Annotated in this window: 14 protein-coding genes; all 14 read right to left on the reverse strand. The window is 70.4% G+C overall.

Annotation, left to right across the window (positions count from 1 at the left end; genetic code table 11):
• Positions 1-1151: ATP-binding protein (locus tag B3587_RS04465; RefSeq protein WP_292726820.1), on the reverse strand; the 1151-nt coding region annotated here is incomplete at its 3' end.
• A complete protein-coding gene (locus B3587_RS04470; RefSeq protein ID WP_286793462.1) occupies positions 1148-1936 on the reverse strand; it encodes a hypothetical protein in 789 nt (262 codons plus the stop codon). The genes B3587_RS04465 and B3587_RS04470, both read right to left, overlap by 4 nt.
• 51 nt (positions 1937-1987) lie before the next feature.
• Positions 1988-3448 carry an SCO6880 family protein gene (locus tag B3587_RS04475; RefSeq protein ID WP_286793463.1) on the reverse strand — a complete coding sequence of 487 codons (1461 nt, stop codon included), beginning with the start codon at positions 3446-3448 and terminating at the stop codon, positions 1988-1990.
• Between the two features lie 3 nt (positions 3449-3451).
• Positions 3452-4864, reverse strand: a complete 1413-nt coding sequence (locus tag B3587_RS04480; protein ID WP_286793464.1) for a conjugal transfer protein TrbL — start codon at positions 4862-4864, stop codon at positions 3452-3454.
• 40 nt (positions 4865-4904) lie between these two features.
• A complete protein-coding gene (locus B3587_RS04485; protein ID WP_022883069.1) occupies positions 4905-5174 on the reverse strand; it encodes a DUF6112 family protein in 270 nt (89 codons plus the stop codon).
• A gap of 80 nt (positions 5175-5254) precedes the next feature.
• Complete coding sequence (locus B3587_RS04490) at positions 5255-5521, reverse strand: DUF6112 family protein (RefSeq protein WP_286793465.1); 267 nt, start codon at positions 5519-5521, stop codon at positions 5255-5257.
• Positions 5521-6690 (reverse strand): M23 family metallopeptidase, encoded by a 1170-nt coding sequence (locus B3587_RS04495; protein WP_286793466.1) that lies wholly within the window; start codon positions 6688-6690, stop codon positions 5521-5523. Before B3587_RS04495 ends, B3587_RS04490 begins: the two co-directional genes overlap by 1 nt.
• Positions 6691-6707: 17 nt before the next feature.
• Positions 6708-7394 carry a hypothetical protein gene (locus B3587_RS04500; protein WP_286793467.1) on the reverse strand — a complete coding sequence of 229 codons (687 nt, stop codon included), beginning with the start codon at positions 7392-7394 and terminating at the stop codon, positions 6708-6710.
• Between the two features lie 72 nt (positions 7395-7466).
• Positions 7467-8543, reverse strand: coding sequence for a ParB N-terminal domain-containing protein (locus tag B3587_RS04505; protein ID WP_286793468.1), 1077 nt, complete (start codon positions 8541-8543; stop codon positions 7467-7469).
• Positions 8540-9397 (reverse strand): hypothetical protein, encoded by an 858-nt coding sequence (locus tag B3587_RS04510; protein WP_286793469.1) that lies wholly within the window; start codon positions 9395-9397, stop codon positions 8540-8542. The genes B3587_RS04505 and B3587_RS04510 overlap by 4 nt, the downstream gene beginning before the upstream one ends.
• A gap of 81 nt (positions 9398-9478) precedes the next feature.
• On the reverse strand, positions 9479-9901 hold the full coding sequence (locus tag B3587_RS04515) for a hypothetical protein (protein ID WP_286793470.1): 423 nt from the start codon (positions 9899-9901) through the stop codon (positions 9479-9481).
• Entirely contained in the window at positions 9898-10536 is a 639-nt protein-coding gene (locus B3587_RS04520) for a DUF2637 domain-containing protein (RefSeq protein ID WP_286793471.1), read from the reverse strand. The genes B3587_RS04515 and B3587_RS04520 overlap by 4 nt, the downstream gene beginning before the upstream one ends.
• Complete coding sequence (locus tag B3587_RS04525; RefSeq protein WP_286793472.1) at positions 10533-11438, reverse strand: bifunctional DNA primase/polymerase; 906 nt, start codon at positions 11436-11438, stop codon at positions 10533-10535. Before B3587_RS04525 ends, B3587_RS04520 begins: the two co-directional genes overlap by 4 nt.
• A complete protein-coding gene (locus B3587_RS04530) occupies positions 11438-12502 on the reverse strand; it encodes an ArdC-like ssDNA-binding domain-containing protein (protein ID WP_292726821.1) in 1065 nt (354 codons plus the stop codon). The genes B3587_RS04525 and B3587_RS04530 overlap by 1 nt, the downstream gene beginning before the upstream one ends.
• Positions 12503-12909: the final 407 nt, after the last annotated feature.

Consider the following 12909-nt stretch of genomic DNA (forward strand, 5'->3'; position numbering starts at 1 on the left):
CTCATCGGTGGATCGAGGCTTAGCAGCGACGGGTAGGCCATCAAGCGCCAGGCCTCGTCGTAGATCACCCATCGCTGCCCGCCGGCGGGATCCGAGAGGGCCGATTCCATCCATGCCGAGGAGCAGGTCATCAGCACGGAGATGAGCGTCGAGTTCTCCGCGACGCGAGACAGGTCCAGGGACACCATCGGCAGCGACGGATCGAATCGCACTGTCGAGGGGCCGTCGAACAGGCCCTGCAAGTCCCCGGCGACCAGGCGCCGCAGGGCGTGGCCGACGAGGCGCCCGTCCGCTGCGAGCCGCCCGTCCTCGTCGTCTTCATCGCTGGGGTTCAGGATGCGGTCGACGACCATCGGCAGGATCGGCACCTCGGCATTGCGCACCGCGTCTCGCAGAGCGAGGTCGATGGCGGTGTGCTCCAGCGGCGAGAGTGATCGGTCCAGCACGGTCTCCGCGAGTGCGCCGATCAGGTCGCGGCGACGCGAGGCGACCTGGATCGCCCATGCGGCGTCCGACACTGCGGAGGGGCGGTGTCCTTCATCAAGGGGGTTAAGGCGGTTGCGGAGCCCGTGGCCAAGGATGATCGCCCGCCCGCCGACGGCCTCTGCGACCGCCGTGTGCTCACCCTTGGGGTCGCCGGGGACGTAGACGCGGCGACCGAACGGCAGCGACCGCGTGTACAGGGATTTCGCCAGGCTCGACTTGCCGGAACCGACGATCCCGGCGAGCACAACGTTGGGGGCGGTGATGAGGCCCCGCTGGTACAAGGTCCACGGGTCGTAGACGAAGCTGCCGCCCGAGTAGAGGTCCTGCCCGACGAACACCCCGTCAGAGCCAAGGCCGCCTTCGGCCAGGAACGGGTACTGCCCGGCGAGGGTTGCGGAGGTGTCCTGGTGCTTCGGGAGATGAAACCTGCCGGGCGTGCGGAGCGCCGCCGGCCCCGGTTCACCGCTGGCGGGCAGGTAGGTCGTTGCGCGACGCTCGGCCTGCTCCGCATCCCACTTGGCCTTCGCATCGTCCTTGCGCACCTGCCGGGCTTCGGTCTCGACCTGGGCGGCGGCTTTCTGGCGTGCCTTGCGGTGCCGGCGCCGCTCGCCCTGCGGGCCGACCAGGATGCTGGTGTGCAGCCGGCCCTCCTCCGGCCCGCTCACAGCGACAGGCCCTGGCCGGGCGATGTTGTGTGCGGGGCGCGAGCGAACCAGTCCGTCGCCTCCACACGTGCGGCACGGGCAGGTGCCCGTGCGACGCTACGGGCGAGGGACTGAGCGGTGTCGATGCCGAGGACCGCCGGGTCGGGCACGGCGTCGTACTCGCGCAGCAGCGAGACGTGCCCGAGGAACGGGCTGTAGGTCAGCGTGTAGACGTCTTTGGTCGCCATCCGGTCCAGTGCTCCGCGCGGCGGGTTGTCGTAGACGTAGCCGTTGGCGAGCGCGTCGCGCACGGTGTCCTCGCCGTAGTCGTACCCGGCCAGGTGCTCAATCGCAGCGTCGGTGCCTGCCGCGTGGATGAGGTCGAGCACTTTGTCGGCATGGGCGCCGTCGAGGAACGCGACGCTGATCCACCGTCGCACCGGTGTTTCGCTCGTCTCGGCGGGGTGCCAGGCGATGCGCCCCGAGTGCTGGGAGGCCGCATCCAGCCGGGCTTCGACCTGATCGAGCAGGGTACCGGCCTGGTGCAGCTCATCGGCGGCGGAGAGAGCAGCGGTTGCGCCGGCAGCCTGGCTTCCCGCGTCGTCGTAGGCGCGGGCGCGGTTGGCAGTGTGGGTCGTGGCGAGCTGATCGAGCACCTGCCGCAGTGACCGCACCCCGCCGAGCAGGTCGCCGATCACCGTGTAGGTGTCGGCCGGGTCGGTGAAGGCGCGGGAGGCGTGGGCGAGGCCTCGTAGCGCCTCATATGCCTCGGCGGCATCTTTGCGGGGGTCATCGAAGGTCGGCATGATCGGCTCCTCACAGTCGCGGGGGTTGGGCTGTCTGCCAGGTGCACGGGCTCAGACTGACCGGCACAGCGGCAGCGCTGCGGCGGCGAACGCGACCGCCTGCTGACCCACGAGCCTGCGCGTCTCGCAGGACGCTTGGATGGCGGCCTGCTCAACGGCGGCCACGGCGGCGTCGAGCTCGTCGACGGTTGGCGCGGACACGGAGATGAGGCCGGACACGCGCAGGACGCCGTGTCCGGCGGTTAGGTCGGCCTCCTGCTGGAGCACGTCATCGAGCTCGGCGGAGGCGGAGGCGTCCTCGACCTGCCCGATCTTCCTGCGTTGGGACGCGTCGGAGATGAGCTCGGTCTTCTTCCTCCGCAGGTCCCTGGCGGCCTGGTCCGCCCGGACGGGCGTGTAGTGCAAGGCCAGCGTTCGGAGGATGCCGTTGGACAGCACGAGCGGGGCGAGGAAGCCGGGGAAGACCTGCGAGCGAGGCCATTCGTTGATCCACAGCACCGCGTGGAACGCGGAGTCCGACCGTAACCTGTCCCAGGTCTCGGTGACCGCGACCGGGCCGGCGGTGGCGAGGTCACGGCCGAGCGCACCGTGACGCTCCAAGGCGGGCGCGGCGGCGGGGTCGTAGGCGGAACGCAAGATCACGGCGACCTCGCCGGGCGTGAGCCACCCGGTCGAGGTCAGCTCGGCCGCACGCAACGCGGTCGTCATGGTAGTCATCTCCTGACGGAGCACCACGGCAGCCCCTCGCATCCCGCCGCCGGAGGTTCTGATCTGCCGGGCGGCGGCTTTCATGTCCAGGGCGAGGCTGATGGTCGTCGCGTGTCGTTCCCCGGCGGGGCCAGCACGTTCGATCAGCTCGGCGTAGGTGGTCGCGGCCCAGGAACCGTCATTGGTGCCGTGGGTGCGCCACCACTCGGCAAGGCCAGAGCCGGAGTCCGGAAGGGTCCGCTCGGAGACCTGAATCCGGGCGATCCTGCCCGAACGGCAGGTAGCGGCCAGCACGCGGCCCCACCCGGAGACACGGCGCTGCTGCTCGCCCGGATCGAGGAGCACGAACGCCGGATGCGAGACGCCGAGGATCGCGGTGATCGTCTGGGCGTGCGGGTCGTGGATCATCGCCGCCCCGGTCTCGGGGTCCTCCCACTCCCGCAACGCCGCCGCATCACCGGGCAGGGCGAGGGTTCCGGCGGGGCGGGGCTTGATGATCCGGCGCCGGTAGATGAGCTGCCCGAGGTAGGTGCGGGCGACCCAGCGGGCGAGGATCGGCACCCACTCGATGATCTTCCGCCCGCCGGCGGGGATCACCGCCACGAGCGCCGCCGAACTCCAGAGGGGCGAGGTCCATGCCAGTCCCATCCCGCCGCCCGTGTAGAGGGAGGCGACGACGGCGAGGATCGCGACGCCGAGGACGACGAGCTGCGGCAAGGACAGGCCGAGCATGATCCCGCGCTTGGTGAGGCGGGAGAACTGCACCGGGGCGAGCGGGTAGTCGCTGTTGGTGTTCGTCGTCATCGGTCACTCCTTCTCGGACGGCGTGGACGACGGCGGAGGCGTCGGGTCCGACCGGCGCGGCGCCGAGGGCGGCGGAGCTTGCGGTGACGCGGATGACGGCGCGGGCCGTGCCGGAGGGTTGGCCTGCGCCGGTGGGACGCGCGGTGGCGATGTCTGCTCGGCCGCCGCGCCCGCGTGGCTCTCGGCGGTCCCGCCGACAGCGCCGCCGAGCTTTGGCCCGGCGGTCGCGGCACCCTTGACGACTGCGGCGCCCGCGACCATCGCCGCGCCGACCGGCCCCGCCGCCGCGCCTGCCCCCGCGGTGCCGGTTCCCGCGCTCGCTCCTGCACCGGCTCCGGTCGAGGATGCGGCGGCCCCGCCTCCAGCCGTGGCCGCGCTTGAGCCTGCGGCCGAGGCTGGCGCGTGGGTTGCACCGGACCCGCCCGATCTGCCGCCGGGGGCGGCTCCGCCGTCGAGCACCTTCTTGGCGCTGTCGGCGGACGGGGTGGACGGGATCGGGATGGGCCGGTTGAGCGCTGACTTGGCCTCCTGCTCGGAGCTCATCGCGTGGTACATGTCGAAGCCCACGAACGACAGGAACTTGTAAGTGATGTACGGGGCGAACGCGGCGATGAACATGAGCACGACGCCAGCGATGGGGTTGCTGATGGAGGCGAGGTCGGCTTCGATGGGTGCGGAGACCTGGCCGATGGCGACGAGGAAGATCACGACCAGCACGAGCTTGGAGAAGATCAGGGCGATCACGAACGCCGCCCATTTGGCGAACCAGCCCTTGGTCGCATCCCATGTCGCACCGGCCAGGGCGATGGGGCCGAACACGACCGCGACCAACAGCAGGGCTTTGCGGATCAGCAGAGAGAACCAGACGATCGCCGCCGCACTGATGGCGAGGCCGGCGAGGAAGATCGTGAGGATCGCGCCGACGCCGGGAGCGGCGATGTTGATGCCCGCGAGCCCTGTGGCGAGGAGAGCGATCTGGGTGCCCATCGTCTCCATCGAGTTCCCGGTGGCCTGCACGATCCCGACCGCGAGCTGGTCGGTGACCTCCAGCAGCAGCGCCGTGAGGGTGATGACGAGGAACGATCCGAGGACGCTCTTGGCGAGCCCGAGGGCGGCGCGAGAGAGGGCGGTGGGGTCGCGGTGGATGAGGCCGGTGATGAGCTGGAGGCAGAAGAAGATCAGCATCACGAAGATCGCGACGCCGAACAGCACGTTGTAGACGCCGACGTACTCGGCGCCGGTCACATCGACCAGGGTGGCCGTGTCGAACACGGTCCACACGGCCTCGAACAGCCACGCGGCCGCTCCTGCCATCGCCTGCCCGAGCCAGTCGAACGGGGCGGCGACGAGGGAGGCAGCCCCCTCGCCCATGGCGTCGCAGACGGAGGAGATGACCGGGACATCGCAGATACTCACCGCACCCACCTCCGCCGGAGGTACGCGGTTCGGGTGGTCATCAGACAGCCTGCCCGACGCCCCAGAAGAAGTTGATGAGCGTGACTGCGGCGCCGCAGATGATCGCCGCCCCGCAGCTCACGAGCACGCCTACCTTGCCGCGACTGGCGAGGTGGGGGTTGGAGCTGTTGGCACCGAAGCCCCACACGATCGCCGAGATGATGAGTGCGAGGACGCTGAGGATGAGCCCGACTGTCATGACGGCCCCGACGATGATGCGCAGTTGCTCGATCCCAGGGAGGCCGGACGAGTTGGGGTCGATGTCGATCACGATTGCTCCTTGACGGTGACGAGACGGGGTTCTCGCTCGTCTGGTGTGCGACGCTCATCCAGCGGACGCGCGCGGGCCGATCAGAGCTGGGTGCCGAGGTCGAGGAGGAAGTTCATCCAGGCGACCGCGGCGCCGGCCAGGGCGGCGGCACCGACCGACACCCATAGGCCGGTGCGGGACTTCGTGGCGGCCTGGTAGTTGCCGTGTGCGGAGCCGATCGCCCAGACGATGGCGCAGACGATGAGCATCAGGACGGCGGTGATGAGCACGAACGTCAGCAGTGCGCCGACGATGGACTGCAGCTCGGCCGCGCCGCCAACGCCGTCGAAGTCGGGGAACACGTCCATCAGGCGCCTCCGGCCGTGCAGGTGGCGAGCGCCGTGTCGCTGGCGGCGACGCCTTCGGTGCCGTGCTCGGTGAGCCAGGCGTCGGAGTCGACCGGATCGGCTCCTTGCCCGCCGGGGTGGATCTCCAGGTGCAGGTGCGGGCCCGTGGATTTGCCGGAGGAGCCGACATCGCCGATGTGCTGCCCCGCGGCGACCGTCTGCCCCTCGGTGACGTGGATGCCGGTCTCCCACATATGGGCGTAATAAGACGCGACTCGTTCCCCGTTCACGGTGTGCTCGATGATGACCAGGCCGCCATAGTTGCCGGTGTACTCGGCGTGCACGACGACCCCGTCGGCGACGGCGAGGATCGGGGTGCCGTCCGCGGCGGCGAAGTCGGACCCTGCATGGAACGCCCGTTCCCCGGTCATCGGGTCCACACGCCACCCGAACCCGCTGGTCCGCACCCAGGCCCCCTCCGGCAGCGGGAACACCAGCTGGGTGGTCTCCGGCACCACCGGCGCCTCACCCGACCCGTTCCCGGTACCTGTGGGGCGGGTGAGGGCGGTGAGGATCGCCTCGGCGATGGGCTGGTAGTTCTGATACCGGTCCGGGTACGCCGACACCTCGACCGCCTGCACCGCCTCACCCGGGTCCAGGCCCTCCCAGCCGGGGATGTCTAGCAGACCCCGAGGGGACGGGTAGTTCGGGCCGGACGGGCCGCCGTAGAACGCGCGGGCCTGATACTGCGGGGCCATGAGCTCAGCCACGGTGCCCCACCCAGATGCGGGCCGCATCTGGAACAGACCCAGCGAGTCGTGGTCGGACCCGTCACCGTCGTTGGGGTAGTCCGCCGACTCGGGATACGCGCCGGTGTTGGCGAGCATCCGCAGGCCAGATTCGGTGAGCGCGGCCATCAACGCGATCACCACACCCGTCCTGCCGACCCCGGGAGTCTGGCCGCCGGTGATGATGATCGTGGCGGCGTGAGTGAGCTGGGTGCGGTTCAGCGTCACCGTGGCCCCGTCCCGCGTGGTGGTGGTCAGCGAGTCGGGGATCGGGCCGACCAGCAGGGAGCCGGGCGGGCAGGTCGCGGTCGCGGCAGGGTTCAGGAGGGTGGCGACGCCGAGGAGCACCGTCGAGGGCGCGAAGAACAGCACCGCGACGAGCAGGACACCCAGTTTCCGCATCACAACGACACCGGTTCTCAGCGGAGGGGGTGGTCGAGCTCGGACAGCCGCAGCAGCTCACACAGCCCCGCCCCGCTGCGTCCCGAGTTCGGGGGCGTGCAGGTCATGAACACCGTGAAGGCCACCGGTCGGGATGCTTCGGCCGGGGTGGTGTCCCAGATGCCGTCGCGGTGCCGGGTGCCGGTGATCGTGTACGCGGCCGCCCCGTCGGGGATCTGCCCGGGCGCGGCCTGCGCGATCGCGGTCTCCCACGCGTCGGGAACGAACACATCGTCGATGGTCAGCCGCTGGCGGGTCTGGTATTGCCGCAACTGCATCCACGCCTCCGCGGTGGGGAGGTAGGCGCGGACGTCGGCGACCAGTGCATCCGCCTCGGAGTCGTGGGCGACATCCGCGAGCACCTGAGCGTAGTCGGCGGGACCATACCCGGACGCGGTGTCCCAGGTGAACAGCGCCGTGGCCACGTTGCGGGCGAACGCCTCCGGGCCACCGAGCGGTGACACCGCCTCAGGCGCCGGAGTCTCCGGCCGCCCCGGGTTTGCGGTCACGGACGGGGACGGCCGGTCGACGGTCTCGGGTTCGGGTGTGGCCGGGCCGCGGAGGAGTCCGTAGACTCCGACGCCGACGAGGATCAGCAGGGCAAGGCCTCCGGCGGTTGCGGCGATCAGCAGACGGCGGCGGCGACGATCGGCAGCAGGGTCCATGCGCGAATCTCCCTTCCAGGCGAGCGACAGGGGGTCGTGTCGCTGGGTAGGTGCACCTGCACAGCCACTGGTTCAGGCGCTCTGTTCGCCCCGGGCCTGCCGGGCCGTGCGTGCGGCGTCGGCGAACGCGATGGTGCCGGAGAGGGTCTGCTCGAACCGGTCCCATTGCTCATCGGTGAGCGCCGGGCCGACCAGGGCAGGGTCGTAGTGGGTCCACCAGGAGACCATGTCGTCCCAGGTCGCCGTGAACACGCTCAGCGGGAAAGGCACCGGTTCACCCGTCTCCACCGCCGTCAGCACCGGCCGACGGCCCTTGCGGCCGGTGGCTTTCGCGGCCTTCACGCGGGCGAGCGCCGCCTTTGCCAGCGCGTCCAGCTCCGCGGCCTTCGCTGCGCGCTCGGAGTCCCGTACGGCCGCAGCCTCGGCCCGAGCGCGTTCGCGTAGCTCGGCGGGCTGGGTTTGGTCGGTGGCGAGGTGGTCGAGTTCGGCGAGGGATAGTTCCGCGTTCACCCGCAGATGCGAAGGATGGACGCTCCCGCCTGCGCGAAGGCGTGCGATCTCCTCGGCGGCCTGACGGCGCACCGCGTCGGGCTGGGACTCGTCGGCGGCGAGGTCTTCGATCCGGCCGATGCGTTCCAGCGACTTGTGAGAATCCCGCCCGGTCACCATCTTCGCCGCCTGCACGCGCGCCTCACCGGAGGGCGTGTCCCACGGTCCCGGCAATTTGCCGGGACCGTCTTCTCCCGCGTCGTCGGCGGGCCGGAACCGGGTGGCTTCCTGGCGACGAGCGGCATCCTCGGCCAGCAGGGCTTTGAGCTCCCGGTAGAGGCCGGCGGCCTCCAGCTGGGTGAGGGGTTTGTGGAGGAGGTTGTCGTCCTGCTCCGCCAGCAACTGCCCGAGGCGGTCCGAGACCCCGGACCGCACCCACACGTTCACGGTCTTCCAGGCGAGCTGCTTGATCGCAGCCAACCGTCGAGCGCCGCAGATCAGATGCCCTTCAAGGGTGATCGTGATGGGCTGCAGGAGGCCGCCCCGGCGGATCGACTCGACCAGTGGGGCGAGGTCCCCGAGTTCGTGGCGGTGCCGAGCCCCGACGACGATCGACTCGACGGTGCGTTCCAGCTCGATATGTCCGGCAGGTGTGCTCATGGCTCCTCCGGTCCCGGATCGATCCCTGGGGCTGCGAGACCCGTAGCCAGCACGAGGTCGTCGTCCAGGAGCAGGGCCCGCAGCGGTTCGCCGATCAGCAGTCGCAGCAGCACCCCACGGCCCGCGTTCGTGTGCGCGAGGGCAGAGTCGGGCACACCGAGTACGACCCGCAGCAGACCGGTCCAGGACGTGGCGGGGAGGTCGAGGAGGGCGCGGGCCTGGCGGTCCCGCCGCAGCGCCTCGAACGCCGAGGAGCGAGAAGGTGCCTGCGCGAGCCGGGCTGTGATGTACTCCACCGCGGCGCGTGCCGTGTCCGGCCGCCAGCCGAGCAGGCAGAGCAACGCGATCGTGTCCTCCACCGCCGAGCCCACATCTACCACCGTTACGGCTTCATCCGGTGGTTCCTCGTCGGTGTCGGTGAACGGGTCGACGTGGAACGCAGGGTGGTAGTCGGACAGCGGGTTCTCCCGGTCGCTGAACCGCTCCGCATCGTGGAACACCGAATAGCGGGGTCGACGGGCCCGCTGGACGGAGCAGAGCAGCCCGTTGCCGCGCTCCTCACCGACGCAGGTCACCTTCACCGCCCGCGTCACCACCGCCCACGGATCATCCGCCCGTCGCGTGGCAGCGCCGCGCATTGCCTCGAACGCTGCCGACGCCGCCTCCCACGGGTCCAAACCGTGCTTCTTCGCCAACGCCCCGTATCTCTGCGCCGCGTGCCGCATCAGCGCGGCAGCTTCCGGGTCGGTGCGCCACGCGTCGCGGCCCGCGTCGTGCAGGCGGTTCAGCAGGGCACGCAGCGCCTCAGAGTCTTCGAAACGATCCCGCGCCGTACGGGCTGTTGTTGGTCGCATTCCGGCACCTCCTGAACAGGAGGTGCGCACACGGCCGCAGGCAGGCCCGGTCCGCGTTCTCCTGTCGGGGGCGTACATGAGTCACCCCAACCCGATCCCGGAACGAGACGTCCACGAGAACCGCGCTCCGGCTCCTCGACCGAACGCCGACACCGGCGGCAACCGGCGCGCCCGGTCGCTGAAGCCCGCGGCGGCCTGGCGCACACCACGCCCGGTCGCTAGGGTCGCCCCCACCGGCAGCCGCCGGGCGCGGCGGGCAAGCTCCGCCTGAAAGTCCAGCCCGAGCCCCGCGATCCGCCCCGACCGTGATGTCAGCAGCTCGCTCGGACGTACCCAGTCCACCCCAGAAGGGCGCCGCGCCGCCGTCCGTGCGACGCCGGTCAGAGACGGGTCCCTGTGCCGGGCAAGCTCCGACACCTCGGAGGCTTCTGCAGCTTCGCTACGCGGCAGGTAGATGGCGGAGGTGCGGGGTGCGGACGATGGGGTGACGGTGTGCTTGCTCATGGGGTCAGGTCCTTCGGGTTCTCCTGCACATCAGGTACGGTCGGCGTCGCTGCGAACCAGCGGCCGACCGTCGACGGTGCGACCTTCAGATGACGGGCGATCGCCTTGTTCGACCAGCCCTCCTCTCGCAGTCGCGCCGCCGTCCGCCGCCGCCCCACCGGCTCCGAGGCGCCCCGGTCCGGGACGTCCGCCACCGCCTCGGGCTCCGAGGCGGAATCGGCAGGTCGGGAGCGGACCAGCACGACCGTCAGGTGCGTGGACGCCAGCAGCACCAGCGGCGGCACGGCGGCGACGGACGCAGCCAGCACGGCGGGCACATCCGCGTCGGCGGCGACGATCGCGTGCAGGGCGTTCGCGGCGACTGAGATCAGCGCACCACCAGCCAGCAGCGACCACGGATACCAGGCCGTGCGTCGGCCCGCGAGGGCCACGACTGCGACGGTGGCCACGACGATCAGCCCGTCAACGATCATCGGCCACGCCCACGCCTGCCCTGCAGCGACCCCAGAACGACGGGCGAGATCGGCCAGAGCGGTGAACGAGAGCCAGAACGCGCCCGCGGCGATCAGCACCGTCCCCGCGACCGCGACAACCACCGCCCCCCGCTGACCCCATGACCGTGTCTCGTCGATCATGAGAGCACCCCGCCTCTGACCGGTGCCGCTCTGCGCTGCGCATCGTTGCGCGGTGCGACGGCGATGCCAGTCCGAGGGGAGGTGGCGCCGACGGTGCGGTAGGCGGAACGGATCGTGGTGAACACCTCGCTGGGTGGCAACCCGGCGTGCTCCGCCGCTGGCCCCAGCATGTCCAGCGCCGACACAAGTGGGGCGCCGGTCTCTGCGAGACGGCACGCGGCCCAGAACAGCCCACGGTTACGTTCGCCCTCCCGGAGCGCAGCGACCCACACGGTTAGCCGGCGCGCATCCTGGGCCCGTGACCCACCATCCGGCCGGAACGGGTGTTCGGGGCGTGGGGTGAGGAAATCTCGCAACGCCAACGCGTCTATCGGCCCGGGGGTGGACTGTGGTCCGCTGATCAGCTCGTACGTGCCCAGGAGATGCTCCGCCACCGGGATCGTCGAGGGAGGCACGATGACGTAACCGCCAGTCCCACGGAAGTCCAGATGCGCGCGGGCCACCTGCCACGACCGCTGAGGCCGTCCCGGCTCGTCCGGGTAGTAGGCGTGCATCCCGCCTGACGGCGTGCGTACCAGCGCCGACCATCCGCCCGCGAGCCCCGCCTTCTGGGCGCGGTCGAAGGCGGCAAATCCTGACGAGGTGGTCCTCCGGTCCACGTCCACCACCTCCACGCCCGACGCCGCGCCGGTTGGCACACCGATGTTTGCGGCAGGCCACCGCCGCCACCATGAGGCGACCTGCCGCGCCGCCGCAGTCGCCTCATGGAAACCGTGTTCGACCAGCGGGCGCTTGCCACCCGGTACGCATGGGAACACCGGCACCCCGCCCGTAGCGATCCGCGCTGCGGCGTCCGGCAGCGGCATCCCCGCAACAGCGGCGAACAGACGCGCGGGGTCCATCACAGACTCCTCGCCGCGCCACCCACCTCTGAACGGCGTTGCCCGAACGGTGCCGACGGTATCCGCTCGGCATGAGGTCGTGTCTTCACGCGGGTCAGACCAGGCGGGAGCCCGTCGCCGAGCTGAACCGTGTTGAGTGGGTCGAGAACCACACCCGCTGTCTTCCGCACCCGTTCGCCGGTGGCGTGCACCACCTCGGCGGGGTTCTTGTCCGCGACCGTCCCCGCCCATCCTGCGACGTAAGGAATCGTGTATGAACCGGTGTCGATGCCATGCGCGGCGCCGATCATCAACGCGACCGACTCCGCCTCGACCTCGCCGATCCCACGGTGCCCCGCCCAATCCGGGTTGCCGGGGCCGTGGAGGCGGACATGGGCGAGTTCGTGCGCGAGCGTCTTCACCTGCGCGGCCGCAGCCATGTTCGACCGCACAGCGACAGTACGTGCCCCGTAGTCGGTCAGGCCGTTCGCGCCGCCGATCATTCCCTCGTGCTCGACCCTCAGCACCCGGTACCCATCCGCCTCAACCAGCGCCGCCAGTCCCGCCCATAGCCCCGTCGGCGCGTCGCCTTCCAGCAGCCGCGGCACGGGCCGCTCGGGAATCGGATCGCCCGAGGTCTGCGAGACATCCCATACATGGGCCGTTCGCGCGGCGACCATCCGCGAGCGGACCGCCTCGCCGGGGCGGGGCTTCTCGAACCTGCTGAGTCGCCGCCAGGACTCTGGATCGTGCGGCGTCAAGGACGCGAACTGACCCGTCACCGGCGCGAAGATCATGTAGCCCGGCTGTCCCTTCGACACCTGACGGCCAAGCGACTGCCACTGCCTGTACCCGGCGACATACGTCGGCTCGGGCTCGGTCACGAGCCCACTCTCGAAGGTGCCACGGTGCTGAGCCCAGATCAGCAGCGTGTTCCTGAACGACCTCGATCGAAAGCGAGCGGCGAACCCCATCGCTTGCCGCCAGTCATCCCCGGAGACCAGCTGCTCAACAGCTGTCGCGAGGCGCGCGTGGATCTCATCAAGTTTCACCTCTTGGGTCGATCTGTCTTGCTCCGAGGCCATGGCTGCTCCTTTCGCGTACCTCGCCCGAGCCAGGCGAGGTATCGATGAGCAGGTACGCCAGGGAGTTCCCGCAGAGCGCGCCAATCCCCGGGGGTCTTCCAGGTGCCGAGAGGTCGTCCCTTCAGTGCCGTCAAGCGGTGTTACGACAGCGGCGACGTGTGTCGCTATGCGTCGCCGCGGCTCTGGTCGCGACGTGGCGGTGAGGCCGGTCGCGACACGGTAGTTGCGGGCGAGCTTGTCAGAGCACATCGCGATGCCCCGCCACTGCTTGAGCCAGTTGAAGCAGCGTTCGGCGAAGTTGCGGGCCCTTGTCGCGCTCCGTCTGCTGGTCGCCGAAGCCGATCGAGTGTCCTGGCTTCTTGCGTCGGTGCGTGATCTGGTTGTACCGCCCGTGGGGGAGCGTTCGC

The organism is Microbacterium sp. UBA837 (assembly GCF_002296025.1).
GTDB lineage: Bacteria > Actinomycetota > Actinomycetes > Actinomycetales > Microbacteriaceae > Microbacterium.

Excerpts from the sequence above, each read along its gene's own strand:
- B3587_RS04515 (WP_286793470.1), bottom strand. The coding sequence starts at position 9,901 with ATGAGCAAGCACACCGTCACCCCATCGTCCGCACCCCGCACCTCCGCC.
- B3587_RS04530 (WP_292726821.1), bottom strand. The coding sequence starts at position 12,502 with ATGGCCTCGGAGCAAGACAGATCGACCCAAGAGGTGAAACTTGATGAG.
- B3587_RS04495 (WP_286793466.1), bottom strand. The coding sequence starts at position 6,690 with ATGCGGAAACTGGGTGTCCTGCTCGTCGCGGTGCTGTTCTTCGCGCCC.
- B3587_RS04520 (WP_286793471.1), bottom strand. The coding sequence starts at position 10,536 with ATGATCGACGAGACACGGTCATGGGGTCAGCGGGGGGCGGTGGTTGTC.
- B3587_RS04470 (WP_286793462.1), bottom strand. The coding sequence starts at position 1,936 with ATGCCGACCTTCGATGACCCCCGCAAAGATGCCGCCGAGGCATATGAG.
- B3587_RS04475 (WP_286793463.1), bottom strand. The coding sequence starts at position 3,448 with ATGACGACGAACACCAACAGCGACTACCCGCTCGCCCCGGTGCAGTTC.
- B3587_RS04490 (WP_286793465.1), bottom strand. The coding sequence starts at position 5,521 with ATGGACGTGTTCCCCGACTTCGACGGCGTTGGCGGCGCGGCCGAGCTG.
- B3587_RS04510 (WP_286793469.1), bottom strand. The coding sequence starts at position 9,397 with ATGCGACCAACAACAGCCCGTACGGCGCGGGATCGTTTCGAAGACTCT.
- B3587_RS04505 (WP_286793468.1), bottom strand. The coding sequence starts at position 8,543 with ATGAGCACACCTGCCGGACATATCGAGCTGGAACGCACCGTCGAGTCG.
- B3587_RS04500 (WP_286793467.1), bottom strand. The coding sequence starts at position 7,394 with ATGGACCCTGCTGCCGATCGTCGCCGCCGCCGTCTGCTGATCGCCGCA.
- B3587_RS04525 (WP_286793472.1), bottom strand. The coding sequence starts at position 11,438 with ATGGACCCCGCGCGTCTGTTCGCCGCTGTTGCGGGGATGCCGCTGCCG.